The sequence below is a fragment of the Curtobacterium sp. MMLR14_010 genome (assembly GCF_001865015.1).
Classification (GTDB): domain Bacteria; phylum Actinomycetota; class Actinomycetes; order Actinomycetales; family Microbacteriaceae; genus Curtobacterium.
In genome coordinates, this window is record NZ_MJGV01000046.1 from 247,778 (window position 1) to 269,075 (window position 21,298).

Annotated in this window: 24 protein-coding genes; 14 read left to right on the top strand and 10 right to left on the bottom strand. The window is 71.2% G+C overall.

All coding sequences use genetic code 11. The features are described 5' to 3' along the window. Window positions 1-32: 32 nt before the first annotated feature. From BIU98_RS09665 to BIU98_RS09680, 4 genes are all read left to right on the top strand, one after another. Window positions 33-1,025 (top strand): ketopantoate reductase family protein, encoded by a 993-nt coding sequence (locus tag BIU98_RS09665; RefSeq protein ID WP_071275347.1) that lies wholly within the window; start codon window positions 33-35, stop codon window positions 1,023-1,025. 28 nt (window positions 1,026-1,053) lie between these two features. Continuing rightward, on the top strand, window positions 1,054-2,100 hold the full coding sequence (locus BIU98_RS09670) for an alcohol dehydrogenase catalytic domain-containing protein (RefSeq protein ID WP_071275349.1): 1,047 nt from the start codon (window positions 1,054-1,056) through the stop codon (window positions 2,098-2,100). An 88-nt stretch (window positions 2,101-2,188) separates the two neighbouring features. Beyond that, the gene (locus tag BIU98_RS09675; RefSeq protein ID WP_083393146.1) at window positions 2,189-3,244 is read left to right on the top strand and encodes a BLUF domain-containing protein; all 1,056 of its coding nucleotides are present in this window, start codon (window positions 2,189-2,191) and stop codon (window positions 3,242-3,244) included. After that, a complete protein-coding gene (locus BIU98_RS09680; protein WP_071275353.1) occupies window positions 3,241-3,858 on the top strand; it encodes a TetR family transcriptional regulator C-terminal domain-containing protein in 618 nt (205 codons plus the stop codon). Before BIU98_RS09675 ends, BIU98_RS09680 begins: the two co-directional genes overlap by 4 nt. A 205-nt stretch (window positions 3,859-4,063) precedes the next feature. Here the strand turns inward: BIU98_RS09680 and BIU98_RS09685 are convergent, their stop codons facing one another. Further along, window positions 4,064-4,402 (bottom strand): cupin, encoded by a 339-nt coding sequence (locus BIU98_RS09685; RefSeq protein ID WP_071275355.1) that lies wholly within the window; start codon window positions 4,400-4,402, stop codon window positions 4,064-4,066. A 736-nt stretch (window positions 4,403-5,138) separates the two neighbouring features. Here BIU98_RS09685 and BIU98_RS09690 point away from each other — a divergent pair. The 5 genes from BIU98_RS09690 (at window position 5,139) to BIU98_RS09710 (ending at window position 10,188) form a co-directional block, all read left to right on the top strand. Next, complete coding sequence (locus BIU98_RS09690) at window positions 5,139-5,768, top strand: hypothetical protein (protein WP_071275357.1); 630 nt, start codon at window positions 5,139-5,141, stop codon at window positions 5,766-5,768. An 81-nt stretch (window positions 5,769-5,849) separates the two neighbouring features. Beyond that, the gene (locus tag BIU98_RS09695) at window positions 5,850-7,562 is read left to right on the top strand and encodes an AMP-binding protein (RefSeq protein ID WP_254787887.1); all 1,713 of its coding nucleotides are present in this window, start codon (window positions 5,850-5,852) and stop codon (window positions 7,560-7,562) included. Window positions 7,563-8,100: 538 nt separating this feature from the next. Beyond that, window positions 8,101-8,670, top strand: a complete 570-nt coding sequence (locus tag BIU98_RS09700) for a helix-turn-helix domain-containing protein (RefSeq protein ID WP_071275359.1) — start codon at window positions 8,101-8,103, stop codon at window positions 8,668-8,670. Then, entirely contained in the window at window positions 8,667-9,953 is a 1,287-nt protein-coding gene (locus BIU98_RS09705; protein ID WP_139200647.1) for an MFS transporter, read from the top strand. The genes BIU98_RS09700 and BIU98_RS09705 overlap by 4 nt, the downstream gene beginning before the upstream one ends. A gap of 43 nt (window positions 9,954-9,996) precedes the next feature. Continuing rightward, window positions 9,997-10,188 (top strand): hypothetical protein, encoded by a 192-nt coding sequence (locus tag BIU98_RS09710; protein ID WP_071275363.1) that lies wholly within the window; start codon window positions 9,997-9,999, stop codon window positions 10,186-10,188. Window positions 10,189-10,234: 46 nt separating this feature from the next. Here the strand turns inward: BIU98_RS09710 and BIU98_RS09715 are convergent, their stop codons facing one another. Together BIU98_RS09715 and BIU98_RS18935 are read right to left on the bottom strand one after the other, a co-directional pair. After that, window positions 10,235-10,456 (bottom strand): hypothetical protein, encoded by a 222-nt coding sequence (locus tag BIU98_RS09715; protein WP_071275365.1) that lies wholly within the window; start codon window positions 10,454-10,456, stop codon window positions 10,235-10,237. Window positions 10,457-11,046: 590 nt separating this feature from the next. Next, on the bottom strand, window positions 11,047-11,256 hold the full coding sequence (locus BIU98_RS18935; RefSeq protein ID WP_139200648.1) for a hypothetical protein: 210 nt from the start codon (window positions 11,254-11,256) through the stop codon (window positions 11,047-11,049). Between the two features lie 319 nt (window positions 11,257-11,575). On the opposite strand from BIU98_RS18935, the gene BIU98_RS09720 reads away from it, so the two are divergent. Further along, entirely contained in the window at window positions 11,576-12,154 is a 579-nt protein-coding gene (locus tag BIU98_RS09720; RefSeq protein WP_139200649.1) for a hypothetical protein, read from the top strand. Window positions 12,155-12,230: 76 nt separating this feature from the next. Here the strand turns inward: BIU98_RS09720 and BIU98_RS09725 are convergent, their stop codons facing one another. Beyond that, window positions 12,231-13,118, bottom strand: a complete 888-nt coding sequence (locus tag BIU98_RS09725) for an NAD(P)-dependent oxidoreductase (protein WP_071275369.1) — start codon at window positions 13,116-13,118, stop codon at window positions 12,231-12,233. 227 nt (window positions 13,119-13,345) lie between these two features. On the opposite strand from BIU98_RS09725, the gene BIU98_RS09730 reads away from it, so the two are divergent. Then, window positions 13,346-13,615, top strand: a complete 270-nt coding sequence (locus BIU98_RS09730; RefSeq protein ID WP_071275371.1) for a hypothetical protein — start codon at window positions 13,346-13,348, stop codon at window positions 13,613-13,615. A gap of 9 nt (window positions 13,616-13,624) precedes the next feature. On the opposite strand, the gene BIU98_RS09735 is transcribed toward BIU98_RS09730, so the two are convergent. Then, complete coding sequence (locus BIU98_RS09735) at window positions 13,625-14,485, bottom strand: pentapeptide repeat-containing protein (RefSeq protein ID WP_071275373.1); 861 nt, start codon at window positions 14,483-14,485, stop codon at window positions 13,625-13,627. Beyond that, entirely contained in the window at window positions 14,482-15,516 is a 1,035-nt protein-coding gene (locus BIU98_RS09740; protein WP_071275375.1) for an alcohol dehydrogenase catalytic domain-containing protein, read from the bottom strand. Before BIU98_RS09740 ends, BIU98_RS09735 begins: the two co-directional genes overlap by 4 nt. Before the next feature lie 121 nt (window positions 15,517-15,637). Between BIU98_RS09740 and BIU98_RS09745 the strand changes: the two genes are divergently transcribed. Beyond that, window positions 15,638-16,267 carry a copper resistance CopC family protein gene (locus BIU98_RS09745; protein WP_071275377.1) on the top strand — a complete coding sequence of 210 codons (630 nt, stop codon included), beginning with the start codon at window positions 15,638-15,640 and terminating at the stop codon, window positions 16,265-16,267. 107 nt (window positions 16,268-16,374) lie between these two features. Here the strand turns inward: BIU98_RS09745 and BIU98_RS09750 are convergent, their stop codons facing one another. Next, window positions 16,375-17,055 carry an SDR family NAD(P)-dependent oxidoreductase gene (locus tag BIU98_RS09750; protein WP_071275379.1) on the bottom strand — a complete coding sequence of 227 codons (681 nt, stop codon included), beginning with the start codon at window positions 17,053-17,055 and terminating at the stop codon, window positions 16,375-16,377. A gap of 101 nt (window positions 17,056-17,156) precedes the next feature. Between BIU98_RS09750 and BIU98_RS09755 the strand changes: the two genes are divergently transcribed. Further along, window positions 17,157-17,990 (top strand): helix-turn-helix domain-containing protein, encoded by an 834-nt coding sequence (locus tag BIU98_RS09755; protein ID WP_071275381.1) that lies wholly within the window; start codon window positions 17,157-17,159, stop codon window positions 17,988-17,990. Window positions 17,991-18,035: 45 nt separating this feature from the next. Here BIU98_RS09755 and BIU98_RS09760 read toward each other — a convergent pair whose 3' ends face one another. After that, a complete protein-coding gene (locus tag BIU98_RS09760) occupies window positions 18,036-19,292 on the bottom strand; it encodes a beta-ketoacyl synthase (RefSeq protein ID WP_071275383.1) in 1,257 nt (418 codons plus the stop codon). 30 nt (window positions 19,293-19,322) lie between these two features. Between BIU98_RS09760 and BIU98_RS09765 the strand changes: the two genes are divergently transcribed. Continuing rightward, entirely contained in the window at window positions 19,323-19,886 is a 564-nt protein-coding gene (locus BIU98_RS09765) for a TetR/AcrR family transcriptional regulator C-terminal domain-containing protein (RefSeq protein WP_254787842.1), read from the top strand. Window positions 19,887-19,924: 38 nt separating this feature from the next. On the opposite strand, the gene dhaM is transcribed toward BIU98_RS09765, so the two are convergent. After that, entirely contained in the window at window positions 19,925-20,650 is a 726-nt protein-coding gene (dhaM, locus tag BIU98_RS09770) for a dihydroxyacetone kinase phosphoryl donor subunit DhaM (protein ID WP_071275387.1), read from the bottom strand. Then, window positions 20,647-21,273 (bottom strand): dihydroxyacetone kinase subunit DhaL, encoded by a 627-nt coding sequence (dhaL, locus tag BIU98_RS09775; RefSeq protein ID WP_071275389.1) that lies wholly within the window; start codon window positions 21,271-21,273, stop codon window positions 20,647-20,649. The genes dhaM and dhaL overlap by 4 nt, the downstream gene beginning before the upstream one ends. Window positions 21,274-21,298: the final 25 nt, after the last annotated feature.

Consider the following 21,298-nt stretch of genomic DNA (forward strand, 5'->3'; position numbering starts at 1 on the left):
CCTGCACCCGCACCACCTCGAGAGGACCCCCCGTGGACATCACGATCATCGGCGCCGGCGCGATCGGCGGCACCATCGGCGCACACATGGCCCGCGCCGGGCACGGCGTGCTGCTGTGCGACGCGGACGCCGACCACGTCGCCGCGATCAACGCCGACGGACTGCACATCGAGGGCCCCGTCGAGGACTTCACGGTCCGCGTGGACGCCGTCACGCCCGAGGAGCTGCCCTCGCGGGTCGGCCCGGGCGGCGTCGGGGCAGCGGTCGTCGCGGTGAAGAGCCTGCACACCGCGTCCGCCGCCCGGGTGCTCGCCGAGGTGCTCGCCCCGGACGGGTACGTGCTCACCACGCAGAACGGGCTGACCGCCGACACGCTGTCCGAGGTGGTCGGTGCCGAGCGCGTGGTGTCGAGCTTCATCAACGTCGGGGCGGACTACCTCGAGCCGGGCCGGATCCTGCAGGGCAACATCGCCGCGTTCCGGATCGGCGAACTCGCCGGGGGAGCGATCACCCCGCGCGTGGGCCTCCTCGCGGACGCGATGCCGTACGCGCTGCCGACGGAGAACGTCCTCGGGTACCTGTGGGGCAAGGAGGCCTACGGCGCGATGCTCTGGGCCGGGGCGGTCTCGGACCTGACCATCGCCGACTCGCTCTCGCTGCCGGAGTACCGCGACCTGATGATCGCCGTCGCGCAAGAGGCGATCGACCAGGCACCCGTCCAGGTCGAGTCCTTCGACGGCTTCGTGCCGGACGACCTGCCCGGGTCGCTCGACCGCCTCGCCGCGTTCAACCGCCGCAGCGCCAAGGCCCGGTCCGGGATCTGGCGCGACCTCATGGTGCGCAAGCGGAAGACCGAGGTCGACGAGGTGCACAAGGACATCCAGGGACCGGTGTTCGACCGCATCGTCGCCATGGTCCACGATGTCGAGGAGGGCCGCCGCACGTGCGAGCGCGCGAACCTCGACGAGCTCGCCGCCTTCGTCCGCGACCTCCCCACGCCCGTCAGCGCCGACGCCGGCCGCTGACCGACCCCGTCTGAACTGGAGCCCTCCCATGCGCGCAGCCCTCTACCAGGCCGCCGGCCACGTCACCGTCGAGGACGTCCCCGACGCCGCCCTGCACGAGCCCACGGACGCGGTCGTCCGCGTCGTGCGGTCCTGCGTGTGCGGGTCCGACCTCTGGTCGTGGCGCGGGGTGACCCAGCGCGAGCCTGGGTCGCGCCTCGGCCACGAGTTCATCGGCGTCGTCGAGGAGGTCGGGCCCGACGTCCACACCGTCGCGGTGGGGGACCTCGTCGTCGCCCCGTTCCAGTGGTCCGACGGCACCTGCCCGGCCTGCCTCGACGGCATCAACACGCGGTGCGAGCACGGCGGGACGTTCGGCGCGCCCGGCGCCGACGGGGGACAGGGGGAGGCCGTCCGGGTGCCCCTGGCCGACGGCACGCTCGTTGTCGTACCCGGTGGCCTCGCGGGTGTCGACGAGCACCTGCTCCCGTCCCTGCTCGCGCTGAGCGACGTCGCGGGCACCGGCCTGCACGGTGCCGTCCTCGCCGACGTCACCGAGGGCTCGACCGTCGCGGTGATCGGTGACGGCGCCGTCGGGCTCGCCGCAGTCCTCGGCGCCCGGTCCGTCCTCGGCGCCGAGCGGGTCATCCTCATGAGCAGCCACGAGGACCGCGCGGCGATCGGTCGTACGTACGGCGCCACCGACGTCGTGAGCGTCCGCGGGGACGACGCCGTCGCGGCCGTCCGCGAGATGACCGGGGGACTCGGGGTCCGCCACGTCGTCGAGGCCGTCGGGACACCGGAGTCCTGGGCGACGGCGATCGGCATGGCCCGGGTCGGCGGCACGATCGGCGCAGTCGGTGTCCCGCACACCAGTCCACAGCTCGGGATCTTCCAGCCGTTCGTGCAGCACCTGACCCTGCGCTTCGGGCTCGCACCGGTGCGCCGGTACCTGCCCGACCTCGTCGCGCGCACGATGGCCGGGAAGTACGACGCCGGATCGGTGTTCGACCTGACGCTGCCGCTCGCAGACGTCGCCGAGGGCTACCGCGCGATGGACGAACGACGCAGCATCAAGGCGATGCTCGCGGGCTGACGGTCAACCCCCAGTTCGCGATTTCCGCCCGGGCGGGGGAGGTGCAACGGTGTGAAGGACTCGTTCACCGACTGATCAGGGGATCCAGATGCGGGCAGTCGTATTCGCGATGGTGCCGTCGACGCCGTGGACGGACGGAGCGTTCGCAGTGCTCCTCGCCGCACTGCGGGAAGGCAACGCCGCGGTCGACGTCACCGGGGTCCTGACCCGGCACCAGGACCGAGCCGTCGGCGTGGTCGAGGGCGATGACGACGACGTGTCCGACCGTCTGGCGCAGCTGCAGGCGGATCCACGGTACGGCGCCGTCCGTGTGCTGTCCTCGGAGACCTCCCGACGCCGGGTCTTCCCCGAGTGGGCGGCGGCGTACCAGCAGGCCGACCCGCTCCTGCACGGCGACGAGGACGTGGCCGTTCTGCTCACCGCACCGCTCGACGCCGACCCGGTGCTCCTGGCTCGTCGCGGGGAAGCGCTGCTGAGCTGGTTCCGAGCGCACCCGAGAGCACCCCTGTCCGCCCAGCACCATACCGACAGCACCTCCGAGCCGGTGCGCGTCGTGAACGTCGCCATCGAGGTGCTGCACGAGACCGGCATCGAGGACTGCTCCCTGGAGCTCGTCGCCGACGTCGCCAGCATCAGCCTCGACGAACTCGTCGTGCTGTTCCCGACCCGCCCCGACCTCGTGCGCGCCATGATCGAACGGTGGGCGGGAGCCCTGTCCGGCCCGCTGCTGCCGATCGCCGCGGAACTCGGTGCCGTCGCCTACCTCCGGGCCCTCGTCCGGGCGCACGCGGAACAGCCGGCCCTGATGCGGCTCGTCGCGAGCACGCTCAGCACGAGCACCAGCTCGACCCAGCCCGGCGGGGAGTACTTCCGGGCGATGTACTCGGGCTTCAAGGCCGTCATCCGCGACGCGCTCGAGGACGACGTGCGAGCCGGTCGGGAGCCGGCGACGATGGACGCCGAGCGCGGGGCGCAGCAGCTCCTGGCCCTGTTCGACGGCCTCCGTGTCCAGGCGCTCCTCGAACCGGGACTCGACATGGTCGACGCGTTCGACCGCGCCACCGCACGAACCCGACGCGGCTGGTCCGAGCCGTACGAGCAGCACGACCCCTTCCGACAGCTGACCGCGGGCGTACGCCCATGAGCGACAGCGGATCGACCACCCTGGCGGGGGAGCAGGCGGAACGTGGGCGTGTCATCGCCGGCGCCGTCCAGGCCGCGCGGCGGGACGGCTTCGACACCATCGACTACTTCGTCGTCGCGCGTGCGGCGAACGTCGAGGTGTGGATGGTCAAGAAGCTCTTCCCCACCTGGGACTCGCTCGTCGTCGCCGCCGCTTCGCACTGGATCGAAGCCGGTCGCCGCCAGTCGCTCGTCATCGCCGAGACGAAGGGCGCCGTGCAGTACCTCCGGCACCTGCTCCGGCTCGGACAACTCGACCCGGCGATGATGCGCGCGCGCATCCACCTGATGAGCACGGCCTGCAGCGCACCCGACTCCGACGCCGGGTGGTACCGGGAGCAGTACGCGCAGTTGTTGCAGGACACGACGCTGTTCCTCACGCGCGACATGGTCACCGGCCGCGAGCCGCGGTCGATGGCTCCGCGGCACGCGGCGAAGCAGCTCGTCGCGCTGTACGACGGGCTGCAGCTGCAGTACCTGCTCACGGTCGAGCCGGACCTGCTCGGGACCTGGGACCGTGCGGTCGCTCGCATGCGGAGTGGCTGGAGCGACGAGTATGCGTCCCCCGCGGAGTGAGCCCTGCCGCAGCAGTCCCCGTGCCCCGATGTCGCACGCATGTTGTCGTCGAGCGATCGGGACATCCTGCGCGGCCGGGGTCATCATGACTGCCACCATCGCCGAGGCCGTCACGATTCCTGCATCCTCGTGACCCCTCCGTCGTCAGCCTGGGACTCACGCACCTGTCCCGCGGACCCATCCGCTCCCGAGCGCGGTTTCTCGGTCAGGCGCAGACTGCGATGAACGCGCAGCTGTCGCCCGCGGCTCGGATCGACCGGGTGGCTTCCGGCGTGACCGCGGCCGCGGAGCCGGGGATGAGTTCGACCGCCGTCCCGTCGATGACGAGCCACCCGGAGCCGCGGACGAGGACGTACGCATCCTCGACGCCGTCGATGCGGTGATCATGCGGCACAGTCTCGGCACCGGCCGGGAGATCGACGTGGTACAGCCCGAACGCCTTGACGCCGAGCGCCGCGTTCAGGCGCCGGTCCCATGGGCTGGAAGCGGGATGGGACGCAGCGGACGGCGGTACGTCGGAGACCTTGATGACGGAGTAGCCCATGTGTCGCTTGTACCAGTGGCGCGCTCCGCGGCGGCGGTTCCCGGTCAGCCGATGGAGGATCGGCTACCGGACGGACTTCCGCTGGCCAAGGCTTCCGGTCCAGGCCGCAACCAGTTCCGGAGGCTGGTCAGGGCGAGGGCCCGGTCGTCTGCCCCGAAGGCTCGGTCCTCACGGAACAGCAGGAAGACCTCGCGCTGTGTACTTCCCCAAGAGTCTCGCCGTTCAATCACCGCGGCTGCAGGGAAACCGACGATGTTGCTCTTCGCGATCCTGCGTGTGGTCAACACGTCTCGAAGGATGAGCGCGTCGGGAGTCAGTACGTACGCCGCGCGCACTGCCCGAGCCGAAGCCACAACCGCAACAACTGCCACGACGCTGGCAAGGACGCTTTGCAGTGGTCGATGTGGTTGGTAGCTCGCGGCGAACACGGCGGCCGCCCCCACGACTCCGAGGAGGCCGGAGACCAGAGCTCGCACGGCGAGTGGGGCCGGGATCGTCGTTCTGGAAGTCACCGCACTAGCTTGCACCGTCAGCCGATCGTCCATCGAGACCGTCCAGTGGGGGTTGCCCCGGCCGACGTTTGCTGTCAGTGGGAAGGAGTGAGGAGCCGGGAGATCACGTCTTGTGCGTTGTCCGCGGTCTTATCGACGAGGTCGAGTTCTGCAAACGCTGAAACCGCAACGACCAGCTGAACCCGAGATCGGCCGTCGGGACGGTGTTCTCGTAGTGTGCGGGGATGCAGTGGCAGCAGGCGCTCCTCGATCAGCTCGGTGATGCGAGCCCGGCAGTGTGTGCGGTGCGGCCGTATGGTTCCGTCCTCACACCCTTGGAACTTGATCGGTGGAGCGACCTCGACGCGGAGGTCGACCTCTCCGCCGACGTCGAGGCCCGAACGCTCCTCGGGGCGGAGCTCTGGGCGTGGCAGAGCACCCTCGATGACGGTGTGCAGCGTGTCCGCGCAGTCCTCCGCGACGGCCGCCGCTGCGACCTTGCCGTGCGCGGCGCGACGCTCGTGCTTCCACGCCAGCCCGTCGACAACGCTGTGCGGTTCGACCTCGCCCTCGCGGCGACACGCTTCGGCCGTGGCGCGAACGTCATCGGACTGCATCTGACCCTCGGGGTGGTGCGCGAGGCCCTCGTGCACAGCATGGTTCTGGCTGATCGGCAGAGCGGCAGTGTGCATCACCGGTCGGGAGGGCCTACCGACGCCGTTGCCACGCGAGCACTGACGCTGCTGGCCGCCGACCCGGCGCCGGCCATGACGATCCGAGCCGCGGAGTTCTATGCCGAGAGCCGCGCGCTGATCGACGCCGATTACGAACCGGACTGGAGTGGGCTGACCGCGATCGTCGCCCCACCCAGCTAGGTGTCGGCCGCCCGGTCACCCATCGGCTTTCGGGACGGCACCGGGCTCGGACGGATGCGGCATGATCGGACGGTGCCATCACTGACCCCGACCGATGCCTACCGCGCTGCCCGTGACCAGCTGCTCGCCGCGGAGTCGTCCGACGCCGCGACCGCCGAGTTCCGGTGGCCCGACCTCGGAGACACCTTCAACTGGGCGAACGACTGGTTCGACGTCATCGCCGCCGACAACGACCGCACCGCGCTCTGGATCGTCGATGCGCTTGGCGCGGAGCAGCGGCTCAGCTACGCGGAGATGGCAGCCAGGTCGGACCGTTTGGCCGCGCGCCTGCACGAGCACGGCGTGCGGAAGGGGGACCACGTCCTGGTCATGCTCGGCAACCAGCTCGAGCTCTGGGAGACGATGCTGGCGGTGATCAAGCTCGGTGCCGTGATCCTGCCGACGTCGACGATGCTCGACACCTCCGACCTGCAGGACCGCGTTGACCGTGGATCCGTGGCGCACGTCGTCACGAACCACGGCGAGACCGCGAAGTACGACGGTGTCCGTGGGGCCTTCTCGCGCATCGTGATCGGTGGTGCGGCGGACGGTTGGATCGAGTACCCGTCGGACCTCGGTGAGCGTGCGCCCGCGGGGGAGTCGCGGCCCGTCGTGGTGACCCGCACGTCCGACCCCTGTCTCGTCTACTTCACGTCCGGGACGACGTCGAAGCCGAAGATGGTGGTCCACACGCAGACGTCCTACCCCGTCGGGCACCTCAGCACGATGCACTGGCTCGGTCTGCGGCCCGGCGACGTGCACCTGGCGATCAGTTCTCCCGGTTGGGGGAAGCACGCCTGGAGCTGTTTCTTCGCGCCGTGGATCGCCGAGGCCACGGTGTTCATCCACAACACCCCGCGCTTCGACCCCGCTGCGCTCCTGACCCAGATGAACGCGGCCGAGGTGAGCACGTTCTGCGCGCCGCCGACCGCCTGGCGGATGATGCTGCAGTCCGACCTGGGGGAGCGTCCCCGGGCGCTGCGCGAGATCGTGTCAGCTGGGGAACCGCTGAACCCCGAGGTCATCGACCGGGTCGCCGAGGCCTGGGGCCTGGTCATCCGTGACGGCTACGGCCAGACCGAGACGACGGCGATCATCGGCAATGCTCCGGGCGCCGACGTCACACCGGGCGCGATGGGGCGCCCGCTGCCCGGTGTCACCGTGACGTTGCTGGACCCGCTGACCGGGCAACCGGGCGACGAGGGCGAAGTCTGCCTGGACCTCCGCGAACGACCCGTCAACCTGATGGCGGAGTACCTCGGCGACCCCGAGCGGACGGCAGCGTCCATGCGCGACGGGTTCTTCCACACGGGCGACATCGCCTCCCGGGACGCGAACAACGAACTGACCTTCATCGGCCGGACCGACGACGTGTTCAAGTCCTCCGACTACAAGGTCTCGCCGTTCGAGGTCGAGAGCGCCCTGCTGCAGCACCCCGCCGTGGCGGAGAGCGCCGTCGTGCCGGCTCCTGACGACGCTCCTCTCAACATCGTGAAGGCGTACGTGACCTTGGCCGCCGGGTGGGAGGCGACGGCGGAGACCGCGAAGCAGGTGCTCGAGCACGCTCGGACCGCACTGCCGGCCTACGCGCGGGTGCGCCGGGTCGAGTTCGCGGAGCTGCCGAAGACGATCTCGGGCAAAATCCGTCGGGTGGAGCTGCGCGAGCGTGAGGAGCGTGCAGCTACGAGTGGTGCGGGTATCGACGGCGAGTGGCGAGACGAGCAGTTCCCGGAGCTCCGCAGGCCCCGTCCGTAGCTCCACCTGCGCGCCGATAATGCATATTATGTCAGGTCGAGGACCTGGAGCTTCTCCGGTCCGCTCGATCTCCAGCAACACACGCATCCCGAAGATCGCCGGCGTGTACAAGGGCGCACCCGCAAGCGCACTGACCGTCAGGCCCGAGAAGTATGCCGGTGCGTCCGCCTCGCGCGCTTCGGCCACCATCGCCCGCGAGTTCGGCATCGAACTGCACCAACCTCTACCCCATGCTCGCGACGCCTCTCTCCCCCCACCTCGACAAAGACAGCTGACCACGACGACACGGCGCCTGCTGCGTTGTAGCGTTCGGCGCCCCCTCACGGGGCATCTCCGCGGGACACCTGTACGGGAATCCCCCGATCAAGCAGAACATGGTCGAGTTGTCGTGGTTGTCACCGCCGGGTGCGGACCGGTGGACGACCGGCCAACGGGACTCCGCTGAGCTAGTCAAGTGTCCGTCGATCTGAAAGGCATTTGCAGATCGTTCCACAACGCTCTACGATCTGAAAGACCGTTTCAGATCGAGGGAGTCACAGTGCAGGAGAACCGACCGAACCTCGCCGACCCCGGGGTCCTCGACGCACTGTCCCACCCCGTGCGGCTCGACGTCCTCGGGTACCTCGCCTCCGCCGGGCCGGCAACGGCCTCGCAGTGCGCCCGCGCGGTCGGGGACACCCCGTCGAACTGCAGCTACCACCTCCGGGTCCTCGCTTCCCACGGGCTGGTCGAACCGGACCCCTCGGGTGATGGTCGGTCCCGGCCGTGGCGCACGAGCATCACCGGGTTCACCACGGACGACGTCGACCCGGCCGACCTGGCCGGCCTGGACCGGATGCTGGCCGCCTCGGTCGAGCTCGACCACCACCTGCTGCGTGAGTACCTCCGCGGCCGCGACACGGTACCGCCGGAGTGGCGCGCGGTGGACCTGCACGCTTCCTACGGCCTCGCCCTCTCGCCTGCCGAGCTCACCGAGGTCGTCGAACGGCTCGACGCGGTCGTCCGGCCGTACATCCAGGCGACCCGGACGGACGCGCCCGCCGACGCCGCACACGTGAACCTGTCGCTCAGCGCCTTCCCCCGCTTCGGGTTCGGACCGGACCGGTGACGACGACGTCCACCCGTCCCGGCGCCGGGGGCTCAGCAATGGCCGTGCCCGCCTTCCGGCGGCTCTGGCTCGCCGGGCTCGTGTCGGACACCGGCGACTGGTTGATGTTCATCGCCCTGCCGCTGGTCGTCCTCCAACTCAGCGGCTCCGCCGTCGGGACGTCGTTCGCCTTCCTGCTCGAGCTCGCCCCGCCGGTGCTGCTCGCCCCGGTCGTCGCGCGGGTCACGGACCGACTGTCGCACAGGCTCGTGATGGTCGTGGCGATGGCCGGGCAGGCGCTGACGCTGCTGCCGTTGCTCCTCGTGCACACGGCGTCGGACCTACCGGTCGTCTACGCGGTCATCGTGGCGCAGGCATCGTTCGGCGCCTTCTTCCTGCCGGCGAAGAACGCGCTCCTGCCGACGCTCGTCGGACTCGAGCGCGCGAACTCGGCGAACGCGCTCGTCGGCCTGAACAACGACCTCGGCCGGATCGTCGGCGGCCCGCTCGGCGGTGTCCTCCTGGCGGTCGGCTCGTTGAGCGCCGTCGCGCTCATCGACATGGCCTCCTACGTCGTCGCGGCGGCCCTCGTCCTCAGCCTTCCCCGCGAACGCCGGACCGAGCAGAGCGGGCATCCGAGCACGCACCCCGGCACGCCGAAGCCCAGCGGCGTCCTCCACGCCCTCGCTGACGGGCCGACGCGGCACCTCGTGATCGTGAACACCGTCGCGTCGGTCGCACAGGGGCTCTTCCTCGTCCTGTTCGTCTTCTTCGTGACCGACGTGATCCGTGGGGACGCAGCCGACGTCGGCCTCCTCCGCGGTGTGCAGGCGATCGGCGCGATCGGCGCCGGGCTCGCCCTCGGCGTCCTCGGGGCGAAGATCGACGCCCTGCGGCTCGCGCTCATCGGCGCGAGCACGTTCACGGTCATCACCGTCCTCTGCTGGAACGCATCCTTCGTCACCCACGCCGTGCCGCTCTACGCGCTGCTCTTCGCCACGATCGGGGTGCCCGCGGTCTTCATGGGGGCGGGACTGACCAGTCTCCTTCAACAGGCCACGTACGGCGCGCACCGAGGAAGCGCCTTCGCCGCACTCGGCCTCGGCCAGGCGATCGGGCAGGCGATCGGGATCACGGCCGCGGGACTCCTGCAAGAACCGCTCGGCACGCTGCCCCTGCTCGAGGTCCAGGCCGGCACCTACGCGCTCACCGCACTGCTGGCGTTCGTCCTGCTCCCACGACGTTCACGCGGCACGTCCGGCCGGCCCGCACCGTCAGGACCCGCTCCAAGCTCGTCCGGTTGACCATCCTGATGCGAGACAGTGTGTTCGCCGTTGAATTGAGCTGGTGAAGCTGCGGAAGTATCCGCGACCGTTTGCGTGGTTCATCGTGATCGCAGCCAGTCTTCTGCTCGCGCTCGGACTGCTGAACCTCGTCATCAACACCACCGGACCCGGATCGTGGCTTCTGTTGATCGTGCTCATGCCGTGGCCGCTGTACGCGGGCTTGAGAAGCTTGCGGGAGGGCGACGACCGATAGCGGATCGGCTACCGGACTTCGTTTGGTCGCGCCTTCGACTCTGCAGTCACTCGGGGTGACCGAAGATGGACAGGAGTGTCCAGCCGATGCCGATCGTTGCCAGCCTTACAGCAAGCACACGGACGAGTCCCGAGGTCATCGCACTTTGCTGACCGCGGCTGCCCTGCTGGGCATCGACGAAGTACTGCGCGATCGGCGCCGGACGCACGAACGCGGTGACCGCTACAGCAACGATTGCCGGCCCAGCGATGAGTCCGGGGATCCGCATGGACTCCAGCCAACCAGGCCGACGTGATGGCAGTGAGGCGTAGCAGCTCGCTGTCCGGTCCGAGGGCTAGGGAATGACCAGAACCCCATGTCTAGTAGCCGATCGTCGACCGGACGCGTTGGAAGCTCCGAAACCACGGCGGTGGAAAGCGGGTCATAGCAAGCTCGCTCGCTAGATTGAGCGGATGGTCCGTGATCGCAGCCCCGACGCGCGCCAGAACCGTAGCTGGCGACGACGTGAGGTGACCGACCGAGTCGGTGGAGCCCTCCTACTTCCGGCGCAGGGCGGCTGGCTTGCCTTCGCACTAGGACGTGGGGGTGCCTGGTGGGCGGTATGGGCCGTCGTACTTGGGATTCTCGTAGCCAGCGTCGTTCTCGTCGTCGTGCAGGAACGGCGACGACCACTTCAGGGACGACCAGTGTCGGTGTCTCCGCTCTTGCTGGTGATGGCATCAGCGATCGTCGGATGGGTCGTCCTGGCCGTGATCCTCTAGCGCCCGACCTGCACGTCAGCGGTCGACGAGGGCGCTCAGTCAGAGCCCTAGTGAAGCGGCCCCGAGCCCTCCTGGACCCCGCCCGGTAGCCGATCCGCTACCGAGACCGCCGGAGCAGCCGCAAGTAGATCGTCACGCGCCATCCAGCCGAAGCTGCCAGAACGAACATCAGAACGGCAAGCCAAGTCGAACCGGTCGGCGACAGGACTTCGTCGAACCCGACGACCAAGCAGGCGATGCCCGCGACGAGTGCAGCAACCAGCGCGATGCGAGTACGTCGTCCGGCTCGTCGCTGCGTGTCGCTCATGACCATGAGCTAACTCGCTCACACCCGTTGAAGGATCGTCGACTGAGACTGCTTCGCGGGACGACGGCGCCGGCCGTGCCAGGCTGGCCGGGTGAGCCTGCTGACCGAAGCCGCACGCGGTGCGTGGCTCGTCGATCGAGCCGGCCGATGGGCGACCGTCGGCGGTGTCGCTGGCACCGGTTTCGAGGCGTACGCGCGGCTGCTGCACCCGCTCCAGGCGCACCGTACAGACCCGGACACGACCGATGAGTGGGGCGTTGCCCGCACCGCTGAATCCAGGCGTTGGCGGTGGGCTGAGGTCGCGCGTCGCAACGGCCGCGTGATGCATCCCCTGGTGCAGTGGTTCCGCCTCAGCGACACCGAGCAGACGACGGACTGGCCGGACGGATGGAGGGTTGACCAGCCTGACGACGGGTGGTTCGACCCCGAGGACCTCGCGGTCCTGACGAAGCACCTGAGCGTCGCGACACGGACGCCCGACGACCTGGTCGTCGGAGCGTGGGAAGGCACCGGAAACCCGCCCTGGGCCGAGGGCGGCCGGAACGAGCTCGCTCGCTCGCGCATGCAGATGCCGTGGCCCGGTCGGGACATGTGGCTGTTCAGCTCGAGCTCGCGCGAGCTCGCTGACCCGACGTGGGCGCAGCGCGCCGTTCCGGGGTGGGAGTGCAGCCGCTGGCAGGAAGGGCCCTACACGTCCCTGATCTGGCCCGAGGACCACGCCTGGGTCGTCGCGTCGGAGGAGGACTGGGACTCGACGATCGTCGCTGGCTCGCGCGCGCTGGTCGAGAGCATCCTCGCGGACGACCACTTCGAGGCCTTCGAGGTCCATGAGGGGGACGACCTGAGCTGGGACGGCGATCTCCTCAACCCCCGCCGACCGCCGCGATCGGAGCACTGAGTCGACCAGACTCCCCCGCGCGTTGCGTTCCGTCCGGGGCCACCGGCGCTCCTCGCTGCGGTGGCACTGCCGTGAGTCAGCGCTGCGGCAGGCGTCGGCCGTCAGCGTCGAGGTGGTCGCGCCACGACCGCTTGGCCGTCCAGCCGAGCAGGCGTCGAGCCTTGGCGGTGGAGATGCCCGAGGCGTCGACGCGGTCGAGCTCGCGGAGCGCGACCTGGTCGCCGTGGTGCTCGCGCAGCGTGGCGGCGAAGTCGTGGCCACCGGCGTTGTCGGCGGCCGCGATGTAGAAGACCTCGTGCCCCGGCAGGTCTGACTCGGCCGCGAGCAGGAGCGCGTCGGCCAGGTCATCGGCGTCGATGTAGCTGCCGAAGTTCGCGCTGGTGGCCGACGCTTCGCGCACCTGCGGCCCGAGGTTCTCCTCGTAGTTGCTCTCGTCGTGCACGGTGCTCGGACGGATCGAGATCGCGCGGATGTCGGAGCGTCGCACAGCCGCGTCCATCAGCTGCTCGCCGAACGCCTTCGAGAGCGCGTACGGGTCCTGAGGATGCAGGGGGTGTTCCTCATCGACCGGTACGTAGTCGGGCAGGAACGGCCGCTCGGGGAAGAAGTTGCCGACGATGCTCTCGCTGGACACGTTGACGAAGCGGGGCACGCGGAACCGGACTGCCGCCTCCAGCACGTTGAAGGTCGACATCAGGTTGGTCTGGAACACGACGTGCGCCGGGTGACCGGTCGGCTGTGGGATGGCCGCGACGTGGACGACGGCGTCGGCACCGGCGACGACCGCGAAGGCGCTGCCAGCATCGGTGAGGTCGGCCAACTGGTAGCGGCCGGGCACGACCTGTCCCGCGTCGAACACGGGCGGCACGAGATCGACCCCGAGCACGTCATGACCCGCATCGACGAACCGCTTCACCGCGGCTCGGCCGACCTTGCCGCGGGATCCGGTGATGACGACCTTCACGGTGCTCCTTCTCGGCCATGCGGTGTCGACGCCAGCCGGAGCGCCGGAGTCGTCCGCGATGGTGATGCGCCCGACGCTACGCCACCGTGAAGACGACGGCGCAGCCTGCTGCTCTTCGACAGGGCGTAGTGTCAGGGCCACATCGACCCCGGACCTCGGTCGTTCCGACCTCACCACCGCCGACCTCACCACCCGGCCTGCTGAGCTGACCGAACGGGGCTCACGCCATGCAGTACCTCATCCACAACACACGGACGTTCCTGACGGGCAGCGCGGCGGCCGGCGCGGTGATGCGCTACCGGACCTCGCTGCAGCTCGTGCTGGGCACCGACAGCGTCGACCTGCCGGCGATCGACCTCGACGGCACCGCGACCCGGGTGCGGTTGCGCATCAGTCCTCGGACGCGGCTGCGATCGGTCTGGGCCGAGGACGACGAACTCGAGTCGGACGACCGGGTCTTCGTAAACGCCCTCCGCGACCGTGCGGCATTGCTCTGACGGCCCTGCTCACGCCCAGTGTGACGGTCGCTCGAACCCCTCTGGCACCACCGTCGCGGCATCGCCCCGCGCGCTGTTGACCTGCATCTGCGTCAGGTAGATCGCACCCGACAGGTCCGCCCCGGACAGGTCGGCATCGCGCAGGTCCACGCCGAGCAGGTCGCAGCGGTGCAGTCGAGCGCCCCGGAGGTCGGCGGCGATGGCGATGCTCCCCCGGAGCGTCAGCCCGCTGAGGTCCCGTCCGCCGAGCCGGGCGCCGAGCAGGTCGGCACCGGGCTCGAGCGCCGGCTGGGACCGTGACTGCCGAGCGGTGGGGACGTCACGCCGGGCGATGTCGCTCGCGCGGACGAGCAGCGCCCGCGCAGCGTCGTACTCGGCGTCGACGTCGAGCTCGGTCAACGCCGACGGTGTCCCGTCGCTCAGTACCCGGACGTGTTCGAACGCCGCCACCCAGGGCGCAGGGTCGACTCCCCCGCCCGTCATGACCAGGTCGATCGCCTCGTCGAGGTACCACAGCAGCTCGTGCAGCCGGCGGACGACGGGGAACGTCGCGAACATCGCCGTCCGCGTGGTGTCGTCGTCACGCCACGATCGGCCGGCGAACGTCTGCCGTGACACCTTCTGGCCGGCGCCGAAGCAGTCGAACACGGTGCAGCCCTTGAAGCCCCGGTCCCGCAGGTGCGGGTGGATGCGGCAGCCGTCCACATTGTCGAGGTTCGTGCAGGGCTCCCCCGCGTCCTTGTCGAACGGGAAGTCCGCGGACTTCGTGAAGGCCAGGGCGACGCAGCACAGGCCGAAGCAGTTCGCGCAGTCGGCGCCGAGGTCCTCGCGGCGACCGAGTTCGACCCGCGTCCGCCCGGCTCCGGTCACCCGAACACCGCGACCGTCATGCCCGTGCCGGCAGCGGGCTGGTCCATCGCCACCAGGGCCTCCGGCAGGTCGTCGAACCCGATCGTCCGGCCGATGGTGGCGTCCGGACGCAGCCGACCAGCCACGACGTCGTCGAGCATGGCGGCGTACTCCCCCACGGCGATGCCGTGACTGCCGAGCAGTTCGAGTTCCTCGCTGATCACCCGCCCCATCGGGATGACCGGGGCCGTCTCGTCGCCGAGGAGCAGCCCGACCTGCACGTGCCGCCCACGCGGGCGGAGCGACCCGACCGCGGCGAGCGAGGTCGCACGGCTGCCGAAGGCGTCGACCGACACGTGCGCTCCCCCGTCGGTGCGGCGGCGGACCTCGGCGACGGCGTCCGGTCCGGACGGGACGGTCTCCGCGCCGAGCGCCGCTGCCCGCTCGAGCGCGGCGGGCGAGACGTCGACGGCGACGACGTGCGCGCCGGCGGCGACCGCGACGACGATCGTCGACAGCCCGACACCGCCGCACCCGAACACGGCGACGTGCTCCCCCGCCTGCAGCCGGCCGCGGGCGTGCAGTGCGTGGTAGGCGGTGCCGAACCGGCAGCCGAGCCCGGCTGCCTCAGCGAACCCGATGCCGTCGGGCAGCGCCACGAGGTTGACGTCGGCCTGCGGCACGACGAGTTCCTCGGCGAACGACCCGGGCAGCGTGAAGCCCGGCTGCTGCTGGCGCGTGCACACCTGGGTCGCCCCGGCGAGACACTCGGGGCACGCCCCGCAGGCGAAGACGAAGGGCGCGGTGACCCGGTCCCCGACCCGGTGGTGCGCCACGTCGGAGCCGGCCTCGACGACCACGCCGGCGAACTCGTGTCCGGGGACGTGCGGGAGCGTCACGGAGTCGTCGTGACCACGCCAGGCGTGCCAGTCGCTCCGGCAGACACCGGTGGCGGCGACGCGCACCACCACGCCGTGCGGCGGGCACACGGGCCGTTCGACGTCGACGATCTGCGGGGTGTCCCCGAACTCCCGGTACATGACTGCGCGCATCCGGACATCCTGCCAGCAGGCGGACCTCCACGAGACGACGGACCGGTCAGACGACCGCCCGGTCAGACGACCGACCCGTCAGACGACCGCCCGGTCAGACGACCTCTCGTAGGATCGGCGGATGTCCTCCACCGCGACCCGTCGCAGCGCCCGGATGTCCCTCGTCGCGATCGTCGTCGCCCTGACGGGTCTCGTCGGCCTGGCCTCGGCCGCACCGGCGCAGGCGCACTCGGCCCTCGAGTCGAGCGACCCGGCCGACGGGCAGACGATCACGACACCGCTCGACCGTGTCGGCCTGACGTTCTCCGAGGCGCCGCTCACCGGGCTCGACGCCGGCCTCCGCATCGAGGTCCGCGACGCCGCCGGCACCGACCGGGCAACGGGTGACGTCACCGTCGACGGCACGACGATGTCCCGCACCGTCGACCTGGAGGACGGCGCCTACACGGTCCTGTGGCGCTACGTCTCCCCCGACGGTCACCCGATCACCGGCGAGCTCGGCTTCACGGTGGCACTCCCCGCCCCGACGCAGGACCCGTCCGCCTCGGCGACGCCGACCACGCCCACCGACCAACCCACCGAGACCACCGCGACCGTCGAGGCGACCCGGTCCGCCACGCCGGCAGCTGGTGACGCCGGTTCCGGAGCCGGCGGTGCCGCCCTCTGGCTCGGCGGAGGCGCAGTCCTCGTCGCCGGCCTGGTCGCGGTCCTCGCCGTGGCCCGCCGCCGCCGCGTCCCGTACGGGGACTGACGCACCCACATGACGGACGGGAGGCTCCCTGCCAGCTGGCAGGGAGCCTCCCGTCCGTCACGGGGTCGCGTGGGAGCGGGACCCGCTCGCCGTGGCGACCATCGGCGTCAGTACTCGATGCGCCCGCTCCGGTCGTGGAACTCCCCCGTCGGCCCGTCGGTGCCGAGCGTGGCGAGCATCACTGTGGCGTCCGTGCCCTCGGTGATCGTCTGGTGCCCACCGAAGCCGTTGAACTCGGTCGCCGTGTAGCCCGGGTCGCTCGCGTTCACCCGGAACGTCGGCAGGTTCTTGGCGTACTGCACGGTGAGCGCGATCACCGCGGCCTTCGACGCCGCGTACGGGATCGACGGCACGGGGTACTCGTCGTGCCCGGGCGTCGTGAGCCAGCGGGTGAAGCCGACACCGGAGGCGACGTTCACGACGACGGGGTTCGACGAGGCCTGCAGCAACGGGAGCGCGGCCTGGGTGACCCGGACGATGCCGACGACGTTCGTGTCGAGCACGCCGGTCATGACGTCGGCGTCGAGGTCGTCGACGCCGAACGAGGCGCCGAGCACCCCGGCGTTGTTCACGAGCACGTCGAGCTCGGGGATCGACGCGATCGCGCTGTCGACACTGGTCTGGTCGGTGACGTCGAGCTGGACGACGTGGGCGCCCAGGGCCCGGGCGTCGTCGCCGGTGGACGGGTCGCGCATGCCGGCGTACACGGTGTGGCCGGCCTCGATCAGGCGGCGCACGGTTTCGAGTCCGAGGCTGCGGTTGGCCCCGGTGATGAGTGTGGTGGTCATGTGCCCAGCCTGCGCTCCGCGCCACAGGACTCCCAGGTGCCGCTCGACGGTGGGACTCCGAGTACCACCTCCATCGGCCCGGGACAGGCGAGGATGGGTCCATGAGCGAGTTCGCGAACGTGCTGCGGTCCTGGCGGGACCGCGTCCGACCGGAGGAGGTCGGCCTGCCGGCCGGCGCCGGTCGGAGGACCCCCGGGCTCCGCCGCGAGGAACTCGCCGCGCTCGCCGGGGTGAGCGTCGACTACGTCGTCCGGCTCGAGCAGGGCCGGTCGGTCAACCCGTCGCCGCAGCTGCTGGGGGCCCTCGCGACCGCGCTGCGCCTGACCACCGAGGAGCGCGACCACCTGTTCCGGGTCGCGGACGCCGCACCGCCATCGCAGAACGTCGTCCCGCGCCACGTCACGCCCGGCGTGCAGCGCATCGTCGACCGGCTCGGGGACGTCCCGCTCGCGGTGTTCACGGCGACCCACGACATCCTGCTGTGGAACGACCTGTGGGCGGCGATGACCGGCGACCCCGAGCGCCTGGTCGGGCTCGAGCGGAACCTCGTCTGGCGGCACTTCATGGTCGGGCAGCACGGCGTGGAGTACGACGCCGAGCACGCCGAGGAGTTCTCCAGCGACCTCGTGGCCGACCTCCGCACGGCGGTCGGTCGGTACCCGGGTGACCGCGCCCTCGCCGACCTGGTCGCACGGCTCCGCGCAGAGTCCCCGGAGTTCGCGCGCCGCTGGGACACCGCCAGGGTCGCCGAGCACCGGGCGAGCCGGAAGACGGTGCACACCGCGGTGGGGCCGATCGAGGTCGACTGTGACGTGATGACCGTGCCGGGCGGCGACCTGCGGATCGTCGTCTACACGGTGGTGCCCGGGTCCGAGGCAGCGTCGACGCTCGACCTGCTGCGGGTCACCGGGCTGCAGGACCTCGCGCCGCGCTGACCGCCACCACGAGCAACGGCCGGGCAGGCCGAACGTCCGGCCCGCTCACACCGCGAGCAGCGCCAGTGACGCGTTCTGCCCACCGAAGCCGAACGAGTTGTTCAGCGCCGCACGGACCGGAGCCCGCCGTGCGCCGCCGGACACCACGTCGAGGTCGATCGCCGGGTCCAGGTGCCCCAGGTTCAGCGTCGCCGGCACCAGCCCGGTCTCGAGCGCCTTGACGGTCAGGATCGTCTCGACCGCGCCGGCCGCGCCGAACATGTGCCCGACGGCGCTCTTCGGGGCGGTGACGACGGCCCCGCGGCCGACGACGCGGGCGATCGCGGCGGCCTCGCTCGCGTCGCCGAGCGGCGTGCTCGTCGCGTGCGCGTTGACGTGGTCGACGTCCGCGCCGGTGAGCCCGGCCATCCGGAGCGCCTGCGTCATCGCCCGTTCCTGCCCGGAGCCGTCGGCGCGCGGCGCGGTGATGTGGAACGCGTCCGAGGTGATCCCCCACCCGGCGAGCCGTGCGTGCACGCGGGCCCGTCGGGCAGCGGCGTGGTCGGCCCGTTCGAGCACGACGATCCCGGCGCCCTCGCCGAGCACGAACCCGCGGCGGCTGACGTCGAACGGCCGTGAGAGCGTGGTCGGGTCCTCGCCCTCCGGCTTCGCGAGCGCCTGGGACTGGGCGAACGCGGCCATCGTCACCGGGGTCACCGCCGCCTCCGCTCCCCCGGCCACGACGACGTCGGCCTCCCCCGACCGGATCAGTCGGGCAGCCATGGCGATCGCCTCCGCGCCGGACGCGCACGCCGACACCGTCGTGTACGCACCGGCACGGGCGTCGACCTCGATGCTGATCTGTGCCGCGGCCCCGTTGGCCATGAGCATCGGCACCGTGCGGGGCGACACCCGCCGCGCCCCGTTCCGGCCGAGCTCGTCGTGCGCGTCGAGCAGGGTCTCGATGCCCCCGATCCCCGTCCCGACCACGACGGCGAGCCGCTCCGGGTCGAGTCCGGTCGTGGCTCCGGCGAACCCGGCGTCCGCCCAAGCCTCCCCCGCGGCGACGAGTGCCAGCTGCTGGCTGCGGTCGAGCCGGGCGGCGCGCACCCGTCCGAGTGCCCCCTCGGCGTCGAGGGTGGCGTCCGCCCCGATCCGGATCGGCACCTTCGCCCACAGCTCTCCGTCGCGGTCGAGCTCGTGCACGCCGGACCGGCCGGCCACCAGGGCGTCCCAGAGTGGGTCGACCCCGTGCCCGAACGGCGAGACGGCGCCGTACCCGGTGATGACGATGTCGCTGCTGTCGCTGTTTGTATGCTGCACAAGTCGAGTTGTACCACGTACAATTCGACCATGGCAACCCCTCGTGGCACCGCGACGCGCGCTCGGATCCTCCAGGCGGCGGCAGAGCTCCTCGCCGACCGGAACCCCCGCTCCCTGACGGTGAGCGAGGTCGCACGGGCAGCCGGGGTCTACCCCAACCAGATCACGCACCACTTCGGCTCGAAGGACCGCCTCGTGGTGGACGCCGCCTTCGTCCGGTTCCTCCGCGACACCACCCGACTGCAGTCGGCGGGCCGACGGGCGACCACGTCGGCGGGCTTCCGTGACGTCCTCGCGCGCACCGCCCTCGCGATGCCGTCGACGAGTCTCCTCGTCACGGCGCTCGGGCTGGCGCAGGACGACGACGTCCTGCGGGACCGCACGAGCACCCTGCTCGCCGTGCTGTTCCGGCAGTCGGAGCGGTGGCTCGAGCGGGTCGTCGCGGACCACGGCTGGACGAGCGAGCGCGGGGTCGCGCGCGACGCCAGGACCTTCTGGAGCGCGGTGTTCGGTGCCGTCCTGTTCGCCACGGCCGGCGCGGTCGGCGGACCTTCCGACGTGGACGTCGCCGCGACCGTCAGCATCACGGGCTGACGACCGCGGCGACGCGGGCGCTCAGTGACGGGTCGGGCTCACTCGCCGAAGCCGGACCGGACCAGGGCCTCGAGCGCGTCGACGGCGTCCTGAGCGTCCTCGCCCGTGGCCTCGATCGACACGGTCGCGCCCTTCGGCAGGGCGAGCGCCATGATCCCGAGCAAGCTCTTCGCGTCGACGCCGTTCACGCGGACGGTGGCCTCGTACTTCGCGGCCGTCTTCACGAACTCCGCCGCGGGACGGGCGTGCAGCCCGGTCTCGTTGACCAGCTGCGCGGTGGTGGACGCGGCCACGTCGGCGGCGGGGCCGGCCCCGGTGTCCGGCACCGGGCCTCCAGGCTGGTCGCCGTCATCCGGCCGGGAGGCTCCCCCCTGGTCCGCCTCGGACGCTGCGGCCGAGCGGGCGGCTGCGAGCACCGCGTCGACGTCGCCGCCGGTCTGGGCGGCGACCGCCGCGGCGACCGTGCCCTCGACGAGCGGGGCGTCGGACACGTGGACCCGGGCGCGGACGTCGTCGTCGAGGAAGTCGAGCGCGGTGTCGGTCGTCAGGTAGGCGGAGCCGAGGTCGCACAGGACGACGACCGCGTCGGCGGAGGCGAGTTCCTCGATGCCGGCGGTGATCGCCTCGAAGGACGTGCCGATGCCACCGTCCTCGGTGCCGCCCGCGGCGACGAACTGGACGTCGGCCGCCATCTGCCGAGCGAGTTCGACCGTGCCGGAGGCGATCGCCGCGCTGTGCGAGACGACCAGGATCCCGACGCTCACGCCGCGTCCACCGCGGCGCGCAGGATGTAGGCCGTCGACTGTGCGCCCGGGTCCCGGTGTCCGACGGCACGTTCGCCGAGGTAGCTCGCCCGGCCCTTGCGGGCGACGAGCGGCTCGGTGGCCTCGGCGCCCGTGCGGGCGGCGTCAGCGGCGGCCTCGAGGACACGCTCCGGGGACTCCCCCGCCTGCGCTGCCGTGGTGGCGGCGTCGACCGCCGGGGTCCACGCGTCGATCATCGTCTTGTCGCCGACCGCCGCCTTGCCGCGGGAGACGACGCCGTCGCGGGCCGCGGCGAGCACCTGCACGAGCGTGTCGGCGTCGAGCTCGGTCGCGTCGCCGGCGGCCTGGGCCGCCTTCAGGTACGCGGTGCCGAACAGCGGACCGGCGGCGCCGCCCACGGTGGAGATGAGCTTCGTCGCCACGGTCTTGAAGACGGCGCCGGGGGTGTCGAACGTGCCGGACTCGACGGCCTCGAGCACGGCACGGAACCCGCGGTCGAGGTTCTCGCCGTGGTCACCGTCCCCGATCTCCCGGTCGAGCGTGACGAGCTCGGCCCGGTGCTCGTCGATCGTCGCGGCGGTGCGTCGGACCCAGTCGGTGGCCCATGCGGTGTCGAGCGCCAATGTCGTTCCTTCCTGCGGGGCCGGG